Source organism: Myxococcus sp. CA005, from assembly GCF_006518205.1.
Classification (GTDB): domain Bacteria; phylum Myxococcota; class Myxococcia; order Myxococcales; family Myxococcaceae; genus Myxococcus; species Myxococcus xanthus.
This window is the reverse complement of sequence record NZ_SRLV01000090.1, coordinates 14,952-36,341: the sequence shown is the minus strand read 5'-3', so window position 1 is coordinate 36,341 and position 21,390 is coordinate 14,952. Positions and strand designations below refer to the sequence as shown.

Here is a 21,390-nt window from a genome sequence, read left to right as displayed (position 1 = left end):
ACAACGTCCCCCAGCCCCCGCCCACGGAGCCCGGGTTCCAGTGGATGTCCATCCCCCTGGAGAACCCGCACCGGGACACCCTCATCAAGGACCTGGCGGTGGATGCCCGTCAGCCCTGGGCCCGCGAGCACCTGCGTATGCTGGTGTCGCTGTACGCAAAGCGGCCCTACTTCGCTTCGCAGGTACTGCCCCGGCTGGAGCCCTTCTATGACGCGGCGGCGCGCGAGTCGGGCCCCGGGTCGCTGCTGCGGGTGCTGCTGGCGAGCATGGCGCTCTTCAACGAGCCGCTGGGCCTGACGCCGAACCTGGTCCTGGCCTCCACCTTGGACAAGCAGGGCGAGGACAAGTCGGCCCGGTTGGTGGCGTACTGCCGGCAGTTGGGCGCGCACACGTACTACTCGGGGTTGGGCTCGTCCCTGTACCTCCAGGTGGGCCTGTTCCGAGACGTGGACGTGCGCGTGCTGTGGCAGCGCTTCCGCCACCCCGAATACGCACAGGGCCGCCCGGGCCGCTTCGTCCACGGCATGTCGTTGGTGGACGTGCTGGCCAACGTGCAGTTGGACGAGGTGCGCCAATGGCTGGAGCCTTCGCCCTGGGGACCGTTCGCGCCCCGGCCCCCGGGCGAATGACGGTGCCTCAGCGCGCGGAGGCCGACGTCCCCGCCGGCTTGTCCTTGTCGAAGCGCACGAAGTAGCCGCGCACGGCGGAGTCCAGGAGTTCGGTCGTCAGGCGCGGCTCCTGGCCCTGGTAGTGGGCCATGTCGATGACCTGATCCAACAAGTCACGCGGCTGACAGGCGGCGAACGGACGGCCCACGGGGCGGTAGTGCGCGTCGATGAGGTAGTCCACCGCCGCCGCGTTGTAGGGCACGCCGCGCTTGCGGCACATGACCTGGAAGATGTCGTGGAACTGCTCCTCGTCCGGGCGCTGCACCTCCAGCTTGTAGCGGACGCGGCGCAGGAAGGCGTCATCCACGAGGTCGCTGGGGTCCAGGTTGGTGGAGAAGGCGGCGAACACGTCGAAGGGCACCTGCAGCTTCTTGCCGGTGTGCAGGGTGAGCATGTCGATGTCGCTCTCCAGCGGGACGATCCACCGGTTGAGCAGGTCCTTGGGGGACACCTTCTGCCGGCCGAAGTCGTCGATGAGGAGCATGCCGTTGCTCGCCTTCATCTGGAACGGCGCCTCGTAGTACTTCACCTCCGGCGAGTACACGAGGTCCAGCATCTCCAGCGTCAGCTCACCGCCCACGACGACGAGCGGGCGCCGGCAGCGCACCCAGCGCCGGTCATACGGCGAAGTGCCGGGCTCGTCCTCCACCACCTTGTGGAGGTTGGCGTCGAAGATGCGCACCACGAAGTCGTCAATGAGGATGGCGTGGGGGATGAAGATGTCCCCGTCGAAGCAGTTCACCATGCCCTGGCAGATGGCCGTCTTGCCGTTGCCCGGGGGCCCGTAGAAGAAGATGGCGCGGCCGGAGTTCATCGCCGGACCGATGCCGTCGAAGATGTAGTCCTTGATGATGAGGTCGCCGAACTTGTCCTGCATGCGCGCGCGAGTGATGCGGTTGCCGCGCACGGTCTGCTTCTTCACGGCGGCCGCCCACTCCAGGAAGGGCACGGGCGCGGGGCCGTTGTAGCGGTTGCGGTCGAGCACCTGCCGCAGCACGTCCGTCACGAACGTGGTGAGCTGGTAGATCATCGTCGACTTGCCCACGCCCGATCCGCCACCGCCGCGGATGTCGATGTACTTCTGGCGGCGCAGTCCTTCGATGACGTCGTCCACCAGCGCGGTGGGCAGTTGAAGGCGCGCGGCGATGTCCATGCCGCGCATCTCACCGGCGAAGAAGAGCGCCTTGAGAACCAGCTCTTCCACGAAGGTGGTGTTGAGGCCCGTCTCGCCCAGGGTGCGCGGCTGGGAGGGCCAGAAACGGTCGCCCGGGCCGGCGCCGCCCTCCTCTCCCGACCGCCGGGGCGTCCGGCGCTCCGGGCCGCTGTACTGCGGACTGGCGGCGCCGCCTCGTCGGTCCGGGCCCGAGTACTGGGACGGCCCGGGCCCACGACGGTCAGGCGGGGCGACGATGACGGACGGCAGCGTGGCCGGTGCCGGCGGCGGAGCACGGCGGTCCGGCGGCGAGGACGAGCCGCGACGCTCGGTGGGAAAGTCGGGCTCGTCCGGCTCCGGGGGCAGCGCGGGACGTGAGCCAGTGACGGCGCCCGGGGGGCGCGGCGGGAGCGCGGCGGTCATCCCCGTGACACCGACGCGCGGGCGCGGAGGCCCCGACAGCACCGGCGTGGGCGCCGCGGGCGGCGCCACGGCCGTTTCCACGGGGGTGACGCTGCGGCTGGACTCGTCGCTCGACGAGCCGGAGTCCGGGGATGGCGGTCGCCTGAACAGGGACATGCGGTGCTCGCTCCAGGGTGTTCGCGCCGGAGCCTACCGCATCGGTCCGGTTTGGACGAAACGGAGTTGCAGAACAAACAGAAAAGCACTGAACCCAAGTGTTCCCGCCAGCCTCCTCGTCGATAGTGCGCGCGCCTCCGCCCGCATGCGCGGCGCGCGAAGCCCACCCCCATCATTCGCATTGGAGCTCTTCGTGAAGCGACTTCTGTCCGTCCTCGCCCTGCCCCTGCTGCTGCTCGGAACCTCCGCGGCGGCGCAGACGACGCCCACCCTCACGTTCCACGGCAACTGGACCATCCACCAGTCGGAGGTACTGACCGAAGGAGGCCAGGTACAGGTCGTCTACAGCACCGCGCGCCTGCCGCAGTGCCGCGTCAACAACCCCGACGGCAGCCCCGCGTGGAGCATCACCGGCCACTACCGCATCAACGGCTCCGCGCCGGCCAGCTTCGATGTGGCGGGCGCGCCCGTCACCGGCAATGGACCGACGCTGGACTTGCAGGAGCAGGGCCTGTTGGAGCTTTGGTTCCTCGTGTCCAGCCCGGGCTGCGAGCACTACGACTCCAACTACGGCGGCAACTTCCAGTTCAACGTCCTGGAGGCCAGCGCCACGCCCATGGCGACGCTCGTGTTCCAGCAGGGCTGGGTGGAGCACGTGGTGGGCACGCCGCGCCAGGGCCAGCCCTTCATCGTGGACTACGACATCGCGCGCCTGCCCGAGTGCCGGCTGCTCTACAACGGCGCGCCTACCTGGGACGTGGGTGTGCGCTGGCGCTTCAACAACGGGGTGATGGGCGAGAAGAGCGTCACCACCACCAGCGGCTATACGCGCACTGGCACGCCCGTCACCATCATCCCGCCCGTCGGGGCCACCTCCGTGCAGATCTGGTTCGAGAACTGGGACCGCGGAACCTGCCGCCGCTGGGACTCCGACTACGGGGCCAACTACACGTTCACCCTGCAGCCGTAGACCGCCAGGCGGCATCACCCACGTTCCGGCCCGAATACCCTCGCACTGTGAGACGCGCCCGGACCGGAACATGGGTGCTACCCTTTGCGCATGAGTTTCTTCCAGGACCCGCCGAGGCTGGGCAATCAGTACGACGACGATGCGCTGCTCCAGAGCTACCTGGCACGCACCCTCCCCGAGGACCTGCGGCGCGCGCTGACGGATGAGTTCCGCGAGTTGGGAGAGCTGGGCGGGGATTACTTCTACCGCTTCCAGCTCCGCGACCGGCTGAACGAGCCGGAGCTGACCCAGTGGGATGCGTGGGGCCAGCGCGTCGACCACATCGAGGTGTCGCCGCTGTGGAAGGAAGCCGAGTCCCTGGCCGCGCGGCGCGGACTGGTGGCCACGGCCTACGAGCAGAAGAACGCCGAGCTCAGCCGCGTCCACCAGTTCATCCTCAACTACCTCGTGCAGGCGTCGCTGGACGTGTACTCGTGCCCGCTGGCGATGACGGACGGCGCGGCGCGCTCGTTGCTCACGCTGGGCAATACGGCGCTCATCGACCGCGCCCTGCCCCACCTGACGTCCCGGGACCCGGCCACGGCGTGGACGTCCGGTCAGTGGATGACGGAGCGCACCGGCGGCTCGGACGTGGGCCTCACGCAGACGGTGGCCCGGCAGACCCCGGAGGGCTGGCGGCTGTCTGGAACGAAGTGGTTCACCTCCGCGACGACGGCGCAGATGGCGCTCACGCTGGCGCGTCCGGAAGGCAACGGCCCCGGCGGCAAGGGCCTGGCCCTGTTCTACGTGGAGACACGGGACGCGGCCGGAAGACTCAATGGCATCCAGATCAACCGGCTCAAAGACAAACTCGGAACGCGCAAGGTGCCCACGGCGGAGCTGACCTTGGATGGCGCGCTGGCCATTCCCGTGGCGGGGCTGACGGATGGCATCCGGAACATGGCGTGGATGCTGAATGTGACACGCACCTGGAACGCGGTGGGCTCCGCATGGGCCATGCGCCGGGCGCTGGCCCTGGCCCGGGACTACGCCCAGCGGCGGGTGCAGTTCGGCGCGAAGCTGGCGGACAAGCCGCTGCACATGGACACCCTGGCGGGGCTGGAGGCGGAGTTTCAAGCGGGGTTCCTGCTGGCCTTCCGCGCCGTGGAGCTGCTGGGCCGCATGGAGGCGAAGGCGGCCACCGAGCAGGAGCTGCTCCTGCAGCGGCTGGTGACGCCCCTGGCGAAGCTGACCACCGGCCGGCAGGTGGTGCACGTCACCTCCGAAGTCACGGAGGCCTTCGGCGGCGCGGGCTACGTGGAAGACACGGGCATTCCGCGGATCCAGGCCGACGCCCAGGTGCTGTCCATCTGGGAAGGCACCACGAACGTCCTCTCCCTGGACACCCTGCGCGCCCTGGCGAAGGAAGGCGCGTTGGAGGCGTTCTTCCACGAGGTGGAGGGCCGTCTGGGCCAGACCCGGGACGCGGGCCTGCGGCCCTGTGTCGACGCGGCCCAGGGCGCGCTGGAGCACGCGCGGGCCTGGGTGGCCGGTGCCATGGAGGACCCCGCCACCCTGGAGGCTGGCGCCCGGCGCTTCTCGCTGACGCTGGGACGGACGCTGGAGCTGGCCTTGCTCTGCGCCCATGCGCAGTGGTGCCTGGACCATGGCCACGGCCCCCGGAGCAAGGCGGCGGCACGGCGCTTCGCCTCGCACGGCGTGGACCTCATCCAACCGGCCGCGAGCCTGGAGGATGTCCGGCTCCTGGCCTGAGGTGCCACGTCTGGCAGCGGCCCGAAACAACACGACGCACCAAGACACCCTCAATCATTTACACGCAATTCCTATCCCAGGGGCCGCCCTGCCCCTCCCTCCGGGGCGGGCACCCTTGAAGGCATACGGACGTCGGTTCGCAGACGGCGTCCCTCCCCTCAATCCGAGCCCGCACATCACCTGCCCACTCCCAAACCCGGCGCCTGTGTAACACATCACGCTTCAACGGGAGACCTGATCGGCCAAAGACATACTCGCGAAGAGATAGAAAAATCAGCTGCGAAACGCATCCACCATCTCGAATCATGCTCGACATGCACACGATGCAATGGCGAAGCTTGGACGAGATGATGGTGGGGCTCAGACCACCAGAGAACTGCTGCCTCGAGCAGCTCTCGCGGGACTCCGTCGTTCAGGTCACGGCGCTTCTGGGGAAATGGTACCCGGATATCCGGGTCGGCACGGAGAGCCGGCACCTGGAGCCCGCTTTCTATGATCAGTGTGTCTGTATCCAGGGCGAGTCTCCGGATCGCCCGGTGTATGCGATTCTGGGAAGGGATCGGGACACCCAGGAAGTCATCGGGCTGCTGACGCTGGAGAAGAACGCTCGCGGCCTGCAGTTGTCTGCCGCGATGGGGGCCGTTGAACCCTCTCAGCGAGGCCTGGGCCTGGGCCAGTTCGGCATCTCCCTGCTGGAGCAGGTGGGCCGCAACATCGGCGCCGAGGTCGTCCTCTATTACTCCACCCTGAAGATGGCCAGGGCGCAGCGCAACGCCGAGCACCGCGGCTTCAAGCTGGTGGGACTGGTGCCCGCGTTCGATGTGGACGCCATCGCGCCCAACACGGTGAAGCGCGTCTACGAGGCCATCTACGCGAAGGTGCTCGTCGGTCCGGAGAAGATCCACCTCCCCGACTGGAATGCCCTCATCCCCACCACGCGCGCGCTGTACACGCATCTCTTTGGCCAGCACCCGGCCGCCGCCATCCTGGAGAACAGGAACGGCGTCTCCATTCCTGCCTCGGCGCCGGTGCCCATCTCCGCGCCCGAGGCCCACCATGGTTGAGGTCCGCGCCTTCGAAGGCGGCGCCAAGGAAGCGTCCCAGTTCATCAACAGCGTCTGGCAGCGCACCTACGGCGCGAAGATGGGACTGACAATCTGGGACGAGCGTTTCTTCGACTGGCTGCTCTTCAGCAATCCCCTGGCGGACCGGGACTATCTGCTGGGAGCGTATTCAAAGGGCAAGCTGGTGGGGGCATTCCTGGCGGAGCCTGCGAAAATCCAGCTTGGCCAGCGGCAGGTGGATGGCACCTACGGGAGCTGGGTCAGCGTGGCGCCGGAGAGCCGGGGCCAGGGAATTGGCATCAAGCTGTCGGACACCATGCAGGCACGCCACCGCGAGCGTGGCGCCGCGCTCACCTTGAGCTGCGTGGCCGACGGCACCCTGGGCCAGGGCTTCTGGAGCCGGCGGAGCCACACGCGCTACCTCAACAACCTGGGCATGTGGCTGCACATCTTCAACACGGAGAAGGCGGTCCGTTGGTCGCTGAGCGCCGCCGAGCGCGCGTTCCTCACCTTCACGCGTCCGCTCCACCGCCGGGACTTCCTGGCGGCGCGCACCGACAACATTCGGGCCTACCAACCCCGGGACCTGCCGCAGTGCATGGCCCTGGTCCAGAAGATGATGCGGCCGGTGAACCTGGGCTACGCCTACACCTCGGAGCGCCTGGCCCACCAGCTCCAGTTCCGTGACATCCCGCACACCTTCGTCCTGGAGCGAGATGGCGTCATCCAAGGCATGGTCAACTACTACACCCTCCAGATGACGGCCCGAGGCCTCCTGACGACGGGACTGGTGGACCTGCTCGCCTTCCAGGACGGGCTGCCCTTCTCGGAGCAACGGCGGCTGCTGTGGGTGGCCATGCAGGACATGGTGGCCCAGGGGGCCGACTGCGCCGCGATGCTGCGCAGCCCGTGTACGCCCACGCACCTGATGCTGCGCTCCGGGTGGTTGCCATTCCCCGGAGGCTCCCGGGTGACGTGCCTGCTCACCACCCCCGACGTGGAGCTGCCCGCCTCGCCCCGGGTGTTCATGCACCTGCGCTGACGCAGCGCGCGAAGCTGAAGCCCTGTGGTTCAGCGCAGCCAGGAGAAGGCGCGCTCGAGCGGGGCCACACCCTCATCGAGGTAGCAGCGGCCGTGCGCGAGGAGCACCCGACGAGGCTGCCATGCCATCATCTGCTGGTAGCAGGCGCGCGCCTGCGCGGTCCGGCCCCAGGTCGTCACCCGCACCTCGCGTGGCGTCTGCCCCGGCCACATCGTCCCGCCGAGCGTCAGCAGCCATCTCAGGCGAGGCCGGAGACGCTCGGGCTCCAACGCCATGACCAGATCCGCGAGAATCAAGGTCGAGGACTCACCGTGGAAGAACACCACCTCTTCCACGAAGCGACTGCCCCGAAAGATGAGCTGGCCCAACTCCGTGGACCAGGCCGAGGGCGCGGCGTCGTCGAGGTCGGCATCGAATGGGACGTCCATCTGCTGGGAGCGCGCCCGCTCGCGAACGCCCGGAGACGCCCAGGCCGTCGCGCGCGGATAGCGTGCCTTCCAGGCCGGGATGCCCGCGTAGTGGAACCGGTTCGGAGAGACGAGATGTTCCACCGTGCCGAGTGCGTCGACCTGTTCGAACAACTCGGGCGTGGGTGCCGTGGGCGACCAGAGCCACAAGCCTCCCGTACCCAGGCGAACGATGACCATGCGCGTCGGGAACGGCAGGGAGACGGGGCCCACGCGCATCCTCGCCACCGGCCCGTCCACCCACCAGACGCCGTCCGCGACCGGCTTGAGGGTGGAAAGCGGCACATAGGGACGCACCCCATCGTTCCATTCGAGGTCGGCGGTCATCACCCAGGCAGCGTACCCCGCTGACCATGCAATGACGCCACTCGACTGGACTTCACGTTCGTCACCTTGCCGGAGCGCTCCAGGACGCCTTCTCCCACCAGGAAGAGCGCGCCATGGATGTCCTTGCGGCACCGCTCGTACACGTCCGGAGGCACCACCAGGTTCGCGATGCCCGTTTCGTCCTCCAGGGAGATGAAGCAGAGCCCCTTGGCCGTGGGTGGACGCTGGCGGCAGATGAGCATGCCTCCCACCGCCACCCTCCGCCCGTGGGCCACCTTCTTCAGTCCCTCCGCCGTCACCGCGCCTTGCTGCTTCAGCACCGGGCGCAGCAGCTCCAGTGGGTGCTTCTCCAGCGAGAGTCCCACCGTGTCGTAGTCCGCGCAGACCCGCTCCAGCACATCCATGGACGGCAGCTCCACCGCCGTTCCGTCCATGGCCATGCCGAAGAACAGGTCATCCGAGTCCAGCGGCCCCAGCGCCTGGAGTTCCCACAACGCCTGACGCCGGGAGCCACACAGCGACGACAGGGCGCCCGCCAAGGCCAACCGCGTCAGCTCGTGCCTGGGCGCCCGCGACCACCGCGCCAGGTCGCCCACGTCACGGAAGCCCTCGCGCTTCGCCGTCGCCACGCGCCGCCCCGCGGACTCGCCCAGGCCCTTCACCATCCGAAGCCCCAGCCGCAATGCAGCCCCGCCCTCCTCCAGCGTGCAGTCCCAGCTCGAGTGCCGCACGTCCACCGGCCGCACCACCACGCCATGCCGCTGCGCGTCCGCCACCAACGTGTGCGGCGCATAGAAGCCCATGGGCTGCGAGTTCAACAGCGCCGCCGTGAAGGCCGCCGGGTAGTGGCACTTCAGCCAGCTGGACGCATACGCAATCAACGCGAAGCTCGCTGAATGACTCTCCGGGAAGCCGTAGTGCGCGAAGCCCCGGAAGTTGTCGAACCACTCCTCGGCTTGTTTGCGTGTGTACCCCCGCGACACGCAGCCCTCCACGAAGCGCCCCCGGTATTGCAGCAGCATGGATTCGGCGCGCTTGTGGCTCAGCACCCGCCGCAGTCCGTCCGCCTCGCCCGCGGTGAAGCCCGCCGCCACCATGGCCAGCTTCATCGCCTGTTCCTGGAAGAGCGGCACCCCCAGCGTCTTGCCGAGAATCTCCTTCACCGCCTCGCTCGGGTACTCCACCTGCTCCTGGCCGTTCCGCCGGCGCAGGAAGGGATGCACCATGTTGCCGACGATGGGCCCCGGGCGGATGAGCGCGATCTCCACCACCAGGTCGTAGAACGTCCTCGGCCGAAGCCTGGGCAGCATGTTCATCTGTGCCCGGCTCTCAATCTGGAACACGCCCACCGTGTCCGCCTCGCACAGCATGTCGTAGACCTTCGGGTCCTCGGCCGGCACCGTCGCCAGGGACAGCTCCCGCCCGTGGTGCTCGCGAATCAGCGCGAAGCACTTCGACAGCGCCGTCAGCATGCCCAGCGCCAGCAGATCCACCTTCAGCAGCCCCACCGCGTTGATGTCGTCCTTCTCCCACTGGATGACGGTGCGGCCCGGCATCGCCGCGTTCTCCACCGGCACCAGCTCCGTCAGCGGCTCGCGTGTCATCACGAAGCCGCCCACGTGGATGGACAGGTGCCGGGGAAAGCCCTCCAGCTCCATGGCCAGCGCCAGCGTCTTCTGGACCCGGCCGTCCTCCGCGGACAGGCCCGCCTCGCGCAGCACGTCCGGCGTCACGTCGAAGCCGTTCGACGCGGACACCTTCGACAGCCGGTCCACCTGGTCCAACGACAGGCCCAGCGCCTTGCCCGTCTCACGCAGCGCCAGCCGGCCCCGGTAGCAGATGACCTCGCACACCATGCCCGCGTGCCGACGCCCGTGCTTCTCGTAGACGTACTGGAGGACCTCCTCGCGGCGCTCGTGCTCGAAGTCCACGTCGATGTCTGGCGGTTCCTTGCGCTCCATGCTCAGGAAGCGCTCGAACAACAGGCCCATCCGCACCGGGTCGATGGCGGTGATCTGCAGCGCGTAGCAGACCGCCGAGTTCGCCGCGCTCCCCCGCCCCTGGCAGAGAATCCCCCGGGCCCTGGCGAAGCGGACGATGTCCCACAGCGCCAGGAAGTAGCCGGCGAAGTCCAACGCGGCGATGAGCTTCAGCTCGTGCTCAATCTGCTTCACCACCGCCGGAGGCACCCCTTCCGGATAGCGGAACCGCAGTCCTTCGTATGTCAGCACGCGCAGGTGCGCGTCCGCGGTGCGCCCTTCGGGCAAGCCCTCTTCCGGGAAGCGGTAGTGCAAGTCATCCAATGAGGCGTGGCAGCGCGAGGCCAGCTCCGCCGCGCGCGCCAGGGCCTCCGGCCGGTCCGCGAACAGGCGCGCCATGTCCCGTGGGGACTTCAGCGTCCGCTCCGCGTTGGGCAACAGCCGCGTCCCCGCCCGGTCCACCGACGTCCCGTGGCGAATGGACACCAGCACGTCCTGCAGGGCCTGCCGCCGGCGGTGGTGCGTGTGCACGTCGTTGTGCGCGACCAACGGCACGCCGAGCTCCAGCGCCAGCCGCTCCGCCCGGGCCTCGCGCTCCGCGTCTCCCGCGGACAGGGTCCGGCAGATGCCGACGTGGAAGCGCTCCGGGAAGGCCTCCGCCAGCGAGACGACCTGCTCGAAGGGCGCGGGCGCGGGAAGGAGCGCGAGCAGCCCCGCGGACCGGTCCGCCACCGCGCGCCACGGCAGCCCGGCCTCGCCCTTGGGGTGGGTCATCCGGCTCTGGGACACCAGGGCGCACAGGTTCGAGTACCCCGTCCCATCCGCCGCGTACACCACCACCGGTGGGCCGTCCTCCAGCGTCAGCTCGGCGCCCAGGATGAGCCGCACCCCGTGCTCCTTCGCGGCCAGGTGCGCCTTCACCACGCCGTACAGGCCATCCGCGTCCGTCAGCGCGAGCGCACCCAGCCCGAGCCTCGCGGCCGTGGCCACCAGCTCTTCCGGATGCGAGGCCCCGCGAAGGAACGAGAAGTTGGAGCGGCAGACCAGCTCGGCGTAGTCCACGCCCGGATCTAGATACCGAACAGGCGTTCAGGCGCTAGATTGGATCTTCGCGGTGCGGGCAAGCAACTTCATGGGTTGACGCGGATGAGGGCGATCCATGCGGGGTGGCGACTGCTGCTTGCCGGACAGAGCGCGCGGCCCCCTCCTTCAGGGCACCCCACCAGGCCTGGCAAACTCATCAGGCGCCGCCTCCGTCTTGTGACGAGCTTCGTGAATGTCGCATCCGCGCAGCAAGTCCTGCACACCCGCGAGGCCGGGCAAACCTCAGGGAGTTAAGCGACCTGCGCTCCACCCAAAAGCCTGAGCTGTGATGTTTGAAGCTCGCGCCGCCGCCGTTTGACAGGATGCCGATCCGACTGCCAAACATGTCTTCATGGACCTCACTCCCACCGCGTGGCAGCTCTGGCTGATCGCGGCGCTCCTCCTGGGAGCGCTGGAGCTCCAGCTCACCAGCTTCATGGTCCTCTGGCTCGCCGTGGGGGCGCTGGCCTCCTCGATCGGGGCGGCGTTGGGCCTGAGCCTCAACGGCCAGCTCTACCTGTTCACCGCCGTCTCCGTCGCCCTGTTCGCGGCCTCCCGCACCCTCTTCAAAAGCGTTTTCATGCGCGACGCAGCGCATTTGAAGACAGGTATCGAGGCCATGCTTGGCCAGGAGGCGGTGGTGGTGGAGTCCCTGGGCGATCCGCTCGGGGGCACGGTGCGCATCAATGGCGAGCTGTGGACGGCGCGCTCCCTGTCGGGCCCGGTGCCCGAGGGCGAACTCGTCACGGTGGAGCAGGTGGAAGGTCTCAAACTCTGGGTGCGCCGACCGACGGCGTCGTTGCCGGTTCCCTCGGGGGACCCGAGGAAGGAGTAGGCGGGATGGAAATCGTGACGATTTTCGGCATCTTCGCGGTCATCCTGGTGGGCATCGCCGCCACCGGCATCCGCATCGTTCCGCAGGCCAAGGTCATGGTCGTGGAGCGGCTGGGCAAGTTCTACAAGACCGCCAGCAGCGGCCTCAATTACCTCATCCCCTTCGTGGATGCCCCCCGCGCCATCGAGATGCGCACGGGCAACCGCTTCATGCGCAGCAACCTCGTGGACCTGCGCGAACAGGTCATGGGCTTCGACACCGTCCAGGTCATCACCCACGACAACGTCAACATGGAGGTCGGCTCGGTCATCTACTACCAGATCGTCGAGCCCGCGAAGGCGCTCTACCAGGTGGAGAACCTCGCGCTCGCCATCGAGCAGCTCACGATGACGAACCTGCGCAACATCATGGGCGGGCTGACGCTGGACCAGACGCTCACCAGCCGCGAGACGGTCAACACCAAGCTGCGCATCGTGCTGGACGAGGCCACCGAGAAGTGGGGCGTCAAGGTGACGCGCGTGGAGCTGCGCGAAATCGAGCCGCCCCAGGCCATCAAGGCCGCCATGGCCAAGCAGATGACCGCCGAGCGTGAGCGCCGCGCCGAGGTCACCAAGGCCGAGGGCGACAAGGCCGCCGCCATCCTCCAGGCCGAGGGCGAGAAGATCTCCCGCATCCTCCGCGCCGAGGCCGAACGCGACGCGGAGATTGCCCGCGCCGAAGGCCACAAGCGCGCCACCATGCTGCAGGCGGAAGGCAAGGCCGAGGCCACCCGGCTCGTCTTCGAGGCCATCCACAACGGCCGCGCCACTCCCGAGGTGCTCGCGCTGCGCTACATGGAGACCCTCCAGGAGCTGGGCAAGGGCGACAACAAGATTTTCGTCCCCTACGAGGCCACCGCCACGTTGGGCGCCGTCGCCACCCTCAAGGAGGTCTTCGCCCAGACTGGGGATGCCGCAAAGCCCGCCCCGGCGCCGGCCCGCTCCGCCGCGAGCCTGAGCGGCCAGGCCATTGCCCGGAACACGGTGGTCCCCGAGCACGCCACCCTCCCCGGCGGCACGCCCGCCGTGGCCCCTCGGCGTCCGCGGCCCGCCCTGGACACGCAGGACGACTGAGCCCAGGCGTAGGCAGCCCCCGCGGGAGGAAGACGCCTCCCGCGGGACACTGAGCAGGGCTCGCGTTCGCGCATCCAGGACGACGGTCCATTGCGCCACCAGGGGCCGAGCAAACGGCGTGCCCTCCTGTACACCACCGCACGCGCCGTCACTTCGCGGGAACCTTCCCTGTGTCCGGCTGTCAGAGCCTCCGAACACACTCACCGGAGGGGAGCATGCAGAACATCTTCATCGCAGGAGGCTGGGGGATGTACCCCACGTTGCTCGCGGGAATCGCGCTCATCGCCACCTGCATCCAGTACGCGCGCCGGCCCGCGCCGCGTTACGTGCCGCTGATGCTGTCGCTTGGACTCTGCACCTTGATTGCCGGCACGCTCGGCTTCGCCACGGGCATCCTCTCACTCCTGCAGGCCTATAGCGGCCCGCTGTGGGACCAGGGCCCGCGCGTGCTCTTCATCGGCACCTTCGAGGCGCTGCACAACGTGGCGCTCGCCTTGCTGCTTGCCATGCTGGGCGCCCTGCTGGCGTCCATCGGCGCGTGGCGGATCTCCCGCCGGATGGGGAGCTTCGCGGCGCCCGCGGCAGGTTGATGTGTGACTGTCGGACGCACTGCCAGAGGAGTGCCCCCTGCCTCCATGAAGGCGGGGGTTGCATTCCGGCACGCGTCTGGACATAGATTGCAGCCATCCCCAGGAGGGATTGACGCCCCCTCCCAACGAGAGGTCAGACGCACCCTTGAGGACGCTTCGCTGAATTCCCAGGTCCGTTGATGTTCCCGCGCTGAGCCGCCTTCGGGCTGGCTTGCGCCCTGGATTCAGGAGTTTCCTCTATGTCTTCCGTGCGCGCGCACCGCGTTTCGTTCGCCTTTTCCGACGCCGTTCCTGTCCTCTCTGAAGTCGACTTCCACCTGTCCCCTGGCTGGACGGGGCTCGTGGGTGCCAATGGCGCCGGCAAGTCCACCCTGCTCCGGCTGTTGGCGGGAGAGCTGACGCCCACCGAGGGACACCTTCAGTTCGAGCCCTCCACCCCCACCCTCCGCCTCTGCCGGCAGGAGGTGGAGGCGCTGACGCCCGACATCTCCGCCTTCGCGGAGTCGTGGGACTCCGTCGCGCGGCGACTGCACGGCCAACTGGGCCTGGACGTCACCGCGCTGGAGCGCTGGCCCACGCTGTCCCCGGGCGAGCGCAAGCGGTGGCAGGTGGGCGCCGCCCTGGCCGCGGAGCCCCATTTGCTGCTCTTGGATGAGCCCACCAACCACCTGGATGCGGAGGCCCGCACATGGCTCATCTCCGCGCTGCGCCGCTTCCGGGGCCTGGGCATCGTGGTGTCACACGACCGCGACCTGCTGGAGTCCCTCACCACCTCCACGCTGCGCGTCCACCACGGCAGCGCGCGGCTGTGGCCCGGCGCATACACCGCCGCGCGGGCGCACTGGGAAGCCGAGCGTGAGGCTGAAATCGCCACCCACCAGCAAGCCCGCGCCGAACAACGCCGTGCGGCGCATCTGCTGGACCAGGCCCGGCGCGAACAACAGTCCGCGGATGCCGCGCGGCACACCCGCAAGCGACTGAAGAACAAACACGACAACGACGCCCGCTCCATGGGCGCCAAGGTCGTTGCCGGCTGGGCGGAGGCTGGGGCCGGACGGCGCGTGGGCATCGCACGGCGCGAGTTGGAGCGCGTCAGTGAGGCCGTGGGCGAGTTCACCGCGGACAAGACGGTGGGCCGCTCCGTCTTCCTGGACTACGTGCGCGCGCCGAACCCGTGGCTCTTCACGCTGGACGTGCCCGGCCTCCGCGCCGGTGACGTGGAGCTGCTGGGCCCCGTGAATCTCTCCGTGAGCCGTGAGGCCCGCGTGCGCGTCGAAGGGCCCAACGGCGCCGGCAAGAGCACCCTGGTGCGCGCACTGCTGGAGAACGCGCGCATTCCGCTGGAGCGCGTGCTCTACCTGCCCCAGGACGTCAGCGCGGACGAGGCCCGGGCCACGCTGGACGCGGTGCGCGCACTGCCGCCCGAGGAACGCGGACGCGTGCTGTCACTCGTCGCGGCGCTCGGCGTGGACCCGGAGCGGCTGCTCGCCTCCGAGCAGCCCTCCCCCGGCGAGGTGCGCAAGCTCCTCATCGCCCGGGGACTGGGGCAACACGCCTGGGCCCTGGTGCTGGACGAGCCCACCAACCACCTGGACCTGCCGTCCATCGAACGGCTGGAGGCGGCGCTGCGGGAGTACCCCGGCGCGCTGATGCTCGTCACGCATGACACGTCCTTCGCCCAGGCCTGCACCTCCGAGGTGTGGCGCGTGGAGCATGGCCAGGTGACGGTGACGTCCGGGTAGCCGGCACGGAGGCCCCACCTCGAGGCACGTTGAAGACGCCCAGCCACGTCTCGTCGTTCTGCCTCAGGTGCCCGACTGTTCGTGGAACCACGCCACCAGTCGTGTCAGCCCCTCCTCCACGGAGACGCGCGGCCGGAATCCCGTCTCTCGCTCCAGCGCGGAAGGGTCCGCCCAGGTCGCGTCCATCTCCCCAGGCTGCGCGGGCGTGGACTTCACCCGCGCCCGGGCGCCCAGGATCCGCTCCAGGACAGAGAGGAAGGCCCGCACCGAAACAGGCTCGCCCCGGCCCACGTTGAGGACGCGATGGCGAGGTGCCCCTGGGAGCGGCCGGTCCAGCACGCGCACCACGGCCTCCGCCACGTCCTCCACGTAGGTGAAGTCGCGCTGCATCCGGCCTTCGCCGTGCAGTGACAGCTCGGTGCCGTCACGGATGGCCTGGAGAAAGCGCAGGGGGGCCATGTCTGGTCGTCCCCAGGGGCCGTACACCGTGAAGAAGCGCAGGCCACTGGTGGGGAGCCCGTGCAGATGGCTGTACGCGTGCGCCAGCAGTTCATCGGCGCGCTTCGTGGCCGCGTAGACGCTGAGCGGGTGGTCCGCCGCGGCGCCTTCCTGGAACGGCGGCACCGAGCCCGCGCCGTACACGGAGCTGGAGGACGCGTAGACCAGGTGCCGCACCCGGGCCGCGCTGGCCTGCTCCAGCACCTGGAGGAACCCCGACACGTTGGCGTCCACGTATGCCTGCGCGGTGCCCGCCGGCGCCCGCACGCCCACACGCGCGGCCAGGTGCACCACGGCCTCGGGGCGCATCTCCTCGAAGAGCGCTCGCAGCGAGGGGCTGTCGGTAACGTCCACGGGACGGAAGGTGAAGCCCGTCGCCCCCGGCAGCGTGCCGAGCCGCGTCAGCCGGGCCTGCTTCAACGCCACGTCCCCGGACGGGTCCAGGTTGTCCACGCCGATGACGGCATCGCCGCGCGCCAACAGCCGCGCACTGACGTGGTGGGCAATGAAGCCCGCAGCTCCCGTGACGAGTACCCGCATCCACCTCCACGCTCCCACGCCAGCCCCCAACACGCCACGGCGGAAGACGTGGACGCGGCGCTTCCCGTCCCAGCCACTTGCACGTAGGGTGGAGGCCCTCATGGTGTCCGTGAATCAGCTCCGCCCCTTCGCCGGTGCCTCGCTGGACGCGTTCCGGGCCGCGTCCGGCCCTGTGGCCCTCATCCAGCAGCCCGTGGAACTCGTCGGCCAGCACAGCCGGGGCCTGGCGGCACGCACCGTTGGCATGGCACACCGCGCGTACATGGACGAGCGGCTGCTCGCCATGCTCCGCGACTTCGACAACCTGGAGGTCCACTTCCTCCAGCCCTCCGTGGACGGCGAGGAGCTGACGGTCGGCCGCACCGAGGCGTGCGACCTGGTGGTGCCCGACCCGTCCGTCTCCCAGCATCACGCCACGATGCGCTGGAGCGCCGCCCGCGGCGGCTTCTCCGTGCGTGACGCCGAGTCCATGAACGGCACCTTCATCAACGGTGCCCCCCTGGGCTACCGCGCCCAGGTGCTGCTCCACGACGGGGACACCCTGGCCTTCGGCGACGCCCAGTTCCTCTACCTTCGCGCCGAAACCGTCTACGAACACCTGCGCCTGGCCAGCCCGAAGAAGGCCCGCTGAGCCAGCCCGAGCCCGAGGCTCACGGAATGGCCTGGATGGCCTCCACCACCGCCTTGCGCAGGTAGGAGCGGAAGTCCGTCTGCGCCTGGTACATGCCAATCGTGGAGACGGTGCGCGTGGGGTTGCTCCATCGCAGCTTGCCGTTGGGTCCCACCACCCCCGTCTCCAGCAGCACCTCCGCGCGGCCCATCAGCTGGGCGGACGTCACGTCCACCCAGTTCAGCACCACCACCACTCCGGCCTCGGCCTCGTTGTCCTGGATCATCGCCACCACCTCGTGAATGGTGGGTGACGGTGCCTGGGAGATGCGTGTCCCCACCACCTCGAAGCCCCGCTCACTCAGCGTGGCCTGGGCCTGGCTGACGAGCACCGAACGGGGATTGCCTTCCCCCATCATGTCCTGCCGGTACGTGTAGGTCGGCAGCGAGTCCACTCGGGAGCCCACCACCACCACCACCTTGCGCAGGGCCCCCGGCGGGCGGACCTGACGCGGAGCGCACGAAGCGAGCAGGAGGCAAAGCAGGACGGCCGCGGGACGGAGGACGCGCATGACGGGAAACCTGGGAGACGGGTACGAGGCCACTATGCTGGGCCACTGGGCCTCAGTCGAACAGTCCCTGGAGGTAGAAACGTCCATCCCGTCCGTCGCGGAACACCCAGGCGGGGCCCAGCCCCTCGAAGTGGACCCGGTAGTAGTCCCGTTGAAAGGGCGTCTCCGACCACCACTCCCCGCCCAGCCGCTCCGGCCCGGTGAGCGCCGTCACCCGGTGCCGCCGGCCCTCCATGCGCGCGGCCAGCAAGCGTCCGGACTCCGCCACTTCCGCCTCCAGACACGCCGGCTCCGCCAGCAACCGGGAGGGCCGCTCCCGTGAAGCCGCCGACACCGAGGCGCGCCGGGCGCCTGGCTCCAGCAACTCCGCCGACAGGCCCCGGCGCGCCTCCGGAGGCCGGAAGGCCCGTATTCCATGGGCCGCCTCGGGCCGGTGGACCGCCTCCAGGCCCGCCGCGAAGAGCGACGCCTCCCCCAACGTGGACGCCAGCCGCGACAACACGACTTCCAGCGCCGCGTCGCCCTCCGGCGCGTCCCCCAGCGCGAGCTGCTGTCCTCCGTCCTCGGAGTGCTCGTCCACCCGGGCGGACACCTCCGCCACCGGGTTCTCCAGCCGCAGCTCCTCCAGCCGGTGCCGCGCCAGTTCGTGCAGCAGCTTCGCCCGCGCCGTGGGCCGCGCCAGCGTCAGCGTCACCTGCCGTTGCCCCGAGGGGTCCAGCTTCAGCGTGAAGGTGAGCCGCACCGCCGCCCGGCACCGCCCGGACAACCGTGCCCCCAGCCGGTCCGTCAACGTTTTGAGCGCGAAGCGCAGCGGCTCGAAGGACTCGGCCGGGAAGTCCAGCACCACGCGCTCCTCCAACACCTCTTCCAGCGCCGCGGGGACGAAGGGCGTGTCGTCCTCTCCGCGGCACCGCGCATGAACCCGTGCGCCAGCCGCGCCGCCCCGGGCCGCCACGGCCCCCACGGGCAGCGCCGCCACCTCGCCCAGCGTGGTGAGGCCCAGCGCGGAGAACGCCGCCCCCTCGCGGCCTTCCAACGCGGACAGCGGCAACGGCGCCAGGGCCCGAGCACTGTCCCCCGGAGCCACCACCTCCACCCGGCGCGCGCCATGCCGAGCCACCGCGCGCGAGGTGAAGGCCTCCGAGGCCACCACCACGTGCGCCCGGTAACCCAGCTCGGCGCACAGCGACAGCATCCGCGTGCCCAGGCCTTCCTCGCCGTCGCACAGGTGCGCGGCCCCCGCGTCCAGCCACAATCCATCCGGGGCGCAGAGCTGGAAGCCCGGGGCCAGTGGCAGCAGCGCCTCGCCCAGCGCCGTCAGCGCGCGCAGCTCGTCCTCCGGGCGGTAGTCGAAGTGCCGCAGCCCCGGCTCCAGCGCGGTGGCCGCCGTCAGCGTCATCCCCGGGCGCACCCCTGCCTTCAGCGCCGAGGTGGAGGCGAAGGCCACGCGGCGCTGGCCACGCACCGCCTCCACCAGCGCAAAGGGACGGCCCGCAAGTTCCGGGGACTCCACCACCCGGCGCTGAACCGGGAAGCGGGTGAGGTGCAGATAGGCCCTGCGCATGTCGTGCCTCAGTGCGCCGGCAGGGCCGCGTCCAGTCCCTGCCGCATGGGCGGCATGGGCGCGTCACGGCCGGGACGCTGGCCCAGGATGCCCAGCCCGTTGCGCAGCGCCCCGGACTGATCTCGCAGGAAGTCCGGCGTGCCGTCCTCCGTGTCCTCGGCCACGTCCAGCAACCGGCCGCCTCCCTCCAGCCCCAGCGCCGGGTACAGCGCGCTCCACGGCAGCTCCGCCCGCGCGCCCGTGCCGCCCTGCCGGCTGCGCACCACCTCCACCGACCAGCCGTCCCCGTCCCGGGCCTCCGTCCGCAGCCGGACCACGCCGTCCGCCGGGGACTCTGGAGAAGTCAGCAGCAGGAGCAGCCCACCGCCGCGCGCCGCCGCGTCCGCCAGCTTGCGCGCCTCCGCCAGGGCCACCCGGCACGCTCGCCCGCCGGGATTCATGCCGCGCGTCAGGTCCAGCACCACGCAGGCGAAGGCCCCGCTCCGGGCCAGCTGCACCGCCGCCCAGATGCGTTGCTCAGAAGCCTGGGGCCGAACGATGAGCAGCCGCTCCAGGTCCACGCCCAGGGCCGCGGCCGAGGGCGAGTAGAGCTCCCGGGGGCCGTCCACCCAGGCGCACAGCCGCGCCTCCTGGTGCGCCGCGGCCACCGCGTGCAGCGCCAGGCTGGTGCGCCCTGAGGCCGCCTCGCCACACAGCTCCACCACCTGCCCCAGTGGCAGGCCCCCCGTCGGCAGCAGGGCGTCCACCGCCGACAGGCCCGTGCGGAGCACCGCCAGGTAGCGCCGGGGCGCTGCCTGCAACTGGCGGATCCGCTCCCGAAGCTGCTCCACGACCGAGCCCGTCCCCTGCCCCGCTCCCACTCGCTGCTCCGCCGCGCTCATCTCGCCTCCTCGCCAGGCCCCTCCGGACCGGACGACCGGCGGGGCGGTCGTCCACTATCCTCGGAGGTCTGACATGCGCCTTCATGGGACGCATGGCGGTGGGTGCGTGGATCAGACCCGCTGGTGCGGGTTCACCCGGGCATCAGCCGGCGCAGAGGACCTTCACTTCCACCTTCTTGTCGTCCGCGCGGCGCAGGCAGCTCGACTGGAAGAACAGGCGGGCCGGGTACGCTTCCGTGGAGGCCTCGTAGCGCAGGTCGCCCGCGGCCACCGAGCACCGCTCCACCTCGTCATTGGCGCGCGTCAGCTCCACCTGGACCAGCCGGGGGTCGGGCAGGTTCACCACCTCGATGCTCTGCGCCACCGTGGCCAGCTCCGCGATGCGCAGCAGGGTGTCGCGGTAGTTGTCCCGGCAGATGGAATCGAGGTTGTCGAGCCCCTGGTCGAACGCCTCCGCCATGGCGCGCTGCCGGTGGCCGGGACCGTAGGAGGTCGGGCAATCGACGTTGCGCACGAAGACACCGTCGGGTGTCGCGTCGCGGATCAGCTCCGCCCGCTTGTCGGACAGCGCCACCGGACCAATCGTGGCCCAGAGCACCTGACGCGAGGCCCCCGTTGAATCCCGAAGCTGCTGGAACGTGGCGAAGTACTCCTCCACCGGCGTCAGCAGATGGGACTGCTCACTGCAGTTGTCAATGGACGTGTCGTCGGACACCCACACCGGCGGAGGGCGCTGGATGGTGCTGCAGTCTTCCTCGTCGGTGACCACCGCCACCAGCAGGCGCGCGCCGTCGCGCAGGAAGCCGGCGTTGCCGTTCTCCGCCCCCGGCGTCGACACCAGCGGCTCCGTCACGGCCAGCCGGACCGCTTCGAAGGGCGTCTCCTGCCCGCTGCCATCCGTCCCCTGGATCACCAGCCGGCGGAACTTCTCCAGCACGTACGGATCCGTCCCGTCGATGAAGCGCTCGTCGGTGGGGTTGCCCGCCGCATCCGGCACGCGCTGCAACCGGCCAGACTCCTTGGCGTACTCTCGGAGTGTCGTCTGCCCCTGGAACATGGCCAGCCGGTACACGGACGTGGTGATCACGCCCACCCGGAAGTCCTGCGAGACGCCGCTGCCCTCCTTCAGCGCCTCCAGGAAGGCGGGCAGCTCCGTGGCGATGGCGTTCTGCTCCTCTTCCATGGATCCGGAGTTGTCGATGACGAAGAGGATGTCCGTCTTCTGCGGCGCGATGACGGGCGACTCGCTCTCGCATTTGCCGGGCAGGTTGGAGCCCGGTTCGTCGACGGGCGACCGGCACGACGTCCACAAGAGAGACGGCAGCAGGAGCAGGTGGGCGAAGGGTCGGAGCTTCATGGGGGG

General features: G+C 69.7%; 18 protein-coding genes. 10 read left to right on the top strand and 8 right to left on the bottom strand.

Features of this window, described 5'->3' with window-relative positions; all coding sequences use genetic code 11:
• A partial coding sequence (locus FMQ63_RS30070; RefSeq protein WP_141276818.1) for a WbqC family protein occupies positions 1–629 on the top strand: 629 nt, incomplete at its 5' end.
• Between the two features lie 7 nt (positions 630–636).
• Here the strand turns inward: FMQ63_RS30070 and FMQ63_RS30065 are convergent.
• Positions 637–2,400, bottom strand: a complete 1,764-nt coding sequence (locus tag FMQ63_RS30065) for a hypothetical protein (protein ID WP_020478114.1) — start codon at positions 2,398–2,400, stop codon at positions 637–639.
• A 193-nt stretch (positions 2,401–2,593) separates the two neighbouring features.
• On the opposite strand from FMQ63_RS30065, the gene FMQ63_RS30060 reads away from it, so the two are divergent.
• The 4 genes from FMQ63_RS30060 to FMQ63_RS30045 all read left to right on the top strand — a co-directional run bounded on the left by FMQ63_RS30060 (position 2,594) and on the right by FMQ63_RS30045 (position 7,228).
• A complete protein-coding gene (locus FMQ63_RS30060; RefSeq protein WP_225909293.1) occupies positions 2,594–3,370 on the top strand; it encodes a DUF6209 family protein in 777 nt (258 codons plus the stop codon).
• Positions 3,371–3,460: 90 nt separating this feature from the next.
• The gene (locus FMQ63_RS30055; RefSeq protein ID WP_011553988.1) at positions 3,461–5,122 is read left to right on the top strand and encodes an acyl-CoA dehydrogenase family protein; all 1,662 of its coding nucleotides are present in this window, start codon (positions 3,461–3,463) and stop codon (positions 5,120–5,122) included.
• A gap of 305 nt (positions 5,123–5,427) precedes the next feature.
• Entirely contained in the window at positions 5,428–6,186 is a 759-nt protein-coding gene (locus FMQ63_RS30050) for a hypothetical protein (protein WP_011553989.1), read from the top strand.
• Positions 6,179–7,228, top strand: coding sequence for a GNAT family N-acetyltransferase (locus FMQ63_RS30045; RefSeq protein WP_011553990.1), 1,050 nt, complete (start codon positions 6,179–6,181; stop codon positions 7,226–7,228). The genes FMQ63_RS30050 and FMQ63_RS30045 overlap by 8 nt, the downstream gene beginning before the upstream one ends.
• A gap of 29 nt (positions 7,229–7,257) precedes the next feature.
• Here FMQ63_RS30045 and FMQ63_RS30040 read toward each other — a convergent pair whose 3' ends face one another.
• On the bottom strand, positions 7,258–8,022 hold the full coding sequence (locus tag FMQ63_RS30040; RefSeq protein ID WP_020478116.1) for a DUF4336 domain-containing protein: 765 nt from the start codon (positions 8,020–8,022) through the stop codon (positions 7,258–7,260).
• Positions 8,022–11,063, bottom strand: coding sequence for an error-prone DNA polymerase (locus FMQ63_RS30035; protein WP_011553992.1), 3,042 nt, complete (start codon positions 11,061–11,063; stop codon positions 8,022–8,024). Before FMQ63_RS30035 ends, FMQ63_RS30040 begins: the two co-directional genes overlap by 1 nt.
• A 373-nt stretch (positions 11,064–11,436) precedes the next feature.
• Between FMQ63_RS30035 and FMQ63_RS30030 the strand changes: the two genes are divergently transcribed.
• The 4 genes from FMQ63_RS30030 (at position 11,437) to FMQ63_RS30015 (ending at position 15,363) form a co-directional block, all read left to right on the top strand.
• Positions 11,437–11,919: an NfeD family protein gene (locus FMQ63_RS30030; protein ID WP_011553993.1), complete on the top strand. Its 483-nt coding sequence runs from the start codon at positions 11,437–11,439 to the stop codon at positions 11,917–11,919.
• 5 nt (positions 11,920–11,924) lie between these two features.
• Positions 11,925–13,031 (top strand): SPFH domain-containing protein, encoded by a 1,107-nt coding sequence (locus tag FMQ63_RS30025; protein WP_011553994.1) that lies wholly within the window; start codon positions 11,925–11,927, stop codon positions 13,029–13,031.
• Positions 13,032–13,246: 215 nt separating this feature from the next.
• On the top strand, positions 13,247–13,621 hold the full coding sequence (locus FMQ63_RS30020) for a hypothetical protein (protein ID WP_216608426.1): 375 nt from the start codon (positions 13,247–13,249) through the stop codon (positions 13,619–13,621).
• 239 nt (positions 13,622–13,860) lie between these two features.
• Positions 13,861–15,363, top strand: a complete 1,503-nt coding sequence (locus FMQ63_RS30015) for an ATP-binding cassette domain-containing protein (RefSeq protein ID WP_011553996.1) — start codon at positions 13,861–13,863, stop codon at positions 15,361–15,363.
• A gap of 63 nt (positions 15,364–15,426) precedes the next feature.
• Here the strand turns inward: FMQ63_RS30015 and FMQ63_RS30010 are convergent, their stop codons facing one another.
• Entirely contained in the window at positions 15,427–16,401 is a 975-nt protein-coding gene (locus tag FMQ63_RS30010; RefSeq protein ID WP_011553997.1) for an NAD-dependent epimerase/dehydratase family protein, read from the bottom strand.
• Positions 16,402–16,501: 100 nt separating this feature from the next.
• Between FMQ63_RS30010 and FMQ63_RS30005 the strand changes: the two genes are divergently transcribed.
• Positions 16,502–17,032: an FHA domain-containing protein gene (locus FMQ63_RS30005; protein ID WP_026114117.1), complete on the top strand. Its 531-nt coding sequence runs from the start codon at positions 16,502–16,504 to the stop codon at positions 17,030–17,032.
• A 19-nt stretch (positions 17,033–17,051) separates the two neighbouring features.
• Here the strand turns inward: FMQ63_RS30005 and FMQ63_RS30000 are convergent, their stop codons facing one another.
• The 4 genes from FMQ63_RS30000 to FMQ63_RS29985 all read right to left on the bottom strand — a co-directional run bounded on the left by FMQ63_RS30000 (position 17,052) and on the right by FMQ63_RS29985 (position 21,384).
• A complete protein-coding gene (locus FMQ63_RS30000; protein ID WP_225909294.1) occupies positions 17,052–17,582 on the bottom strand; it encodes a hypothetical protein in 531 nt (176 codons plus the stop codon).
• 52 nt (positions 17,583–17,634) lie between these two features.
• Positions 17,635–19,146 carry a DNA polymerase Y family protein gene (locus tag FMQ63_RS29995; protein ID WP_020478117.1) on the bottom strand — a complete coding sequence of 504 codons (1,512 nt, stop codon included), beginning with the start codon at positions 19,144–19,146 and terminating at the stop codon, positions 17,635–17,637.
• Between the two features lie 8 nt (positions 19,147–19,154).
• A complete protein-coding gene (locus FMQ63_RS29990) occupies positions 19,155–20,027 on the bottom strand; it encodes an ImuA family protein (RefSeq protein ID WP_011554001.1) in 873 nt (290 codons plus the stop codon).
• A gap of 142 nt (positions 20,028–20,169) precedes the next feature.
• The gene (locus tag FMQ63_RS29985) at positions 20,170–21,384 is read right to left on the bottom strand and encodes a vWA domain-containing protein (protein ID WP_026114118.1); all 1,215 of its coding nucleotides are present in this window, start codon (positions 21,382–21,384) and stop codon (positions 20,170–20,172) included.
• Positions 21,385–21,390 lie beyond the last annotated feature (6 nt).

Excerpts from the sequence above, each read along its gene's own strand:
- FMQ63_RS29995 (WP_020478117.1), bottom strand. The coding sequence starts at position 19,146 with ATGCGCAGGGCCTATCTGCACCTCACCCGCTTCCCGGTTCAGCGCCGG.
- FMQ63_RS29990 (WP_011554001.1), bottom strand. The coding sequence starts at position 20,027 with ATGAGCGCGGCGGAGCAGCGAGTGGGAGCGGGGCAGGGGACGGGCTCG.
- FMQ63_RS30010 (WP_011553997.1), bottom strand. The coding sequence starts at position 16,401 with ATGCGGGTACTCGTCACGGGAGCTGCGGGCTTCATTGCCCACCACGTC.
- FMQ63_RS30025 (WP_011553994.1), top strand. The coding sequence starts at position 11,925 with ATGGAAATCGTGACGATTTTCGGCATCTTCGCGGTCATCCTGGTGGGC.
- FMQ63_RS30055 (WP_011553988.1), top strand. The coding sequence starts at position 3,461 with ATGAGTTTCTTCCAGGACCCGCCGAGGCTGGGCAATCAGTACGACGAC.
- FMQ63_RS30040 (WP_020478116.1), bottom strand. The coding sequence starts at position 8,022 with ATGACCGCCGACCTCGAATGGAACGATGGGGTGCGTCCCTATGTGCCG.
- FMQ63_RS30015 (WP_011553996.1), top strand. The coding sequence starts at position 13,861 with ATGTCTTCCGTGCGCGCGCACCGCGTTTCGTTCGCCTTTTCCGACGCC.
- FMQ63_RS30020 (WP_216608426.1), top strand. The coding sequence starts at position 13,247 with ATGCAGAACATCTTCATCGCAGGAGGCTGGGGGATGTACCCCACGTTG.
- FMQ63_RS30030 (WP_011553993.1), top strand. The coding sequence starts at position 11,437 with ATGGACCTCACTCCCACCGCGTGGCAGCTCTGGCTGATCGCGGCGCTC.
- FMQ63_RS30005 (WP_026114117.1), top strand. The coding sequence starts at position 16,502 with ATGGTGTCCGTGAATCAGCTCCGCCCCTTCGCCGGTGCCTCGCTGGAC.
- FMQ63_RS30065 (WP_020478114.1), bottom strand. The coding sequence starts at position 2,400 with ATGTCCCTGTTCAGGCGACCGCCATCCCCGGACTCCGGCTCGTCGAGC.
- FMQ63_RS30000 (WP_225909294.1), bottom strand. The coding sequence starts at position 17,582 with ATGCGCGTCCTCCGTCCCGCGGCCGTCCTGCTTTGCCTCCTGCTCGCT.
- FMQ63_RS30045 (WP_011553990.1), top strand. The coding sequence starts at position 6,179 with ATGGTTGAGGTCCGCGCCTTCGAAGGCGGCGCCAAGGAAGCGTCCCAG.
- FMQ63_RS30050 (WP_011553989.1), top strand. The coding sequence starts at position 5,428 with ATGCTCGACATGCACACGATGCAATGGCGAAGCTTGGACGAGATGATG.
- FMQ63_RS29985 (WP_026114118.1), bottom strand. The coding sequence starts at position 21,384 with ATGAAGCTCCGACCCTTCGCCCACCTGCTCCTGCTGCCGTCTCTCTTG.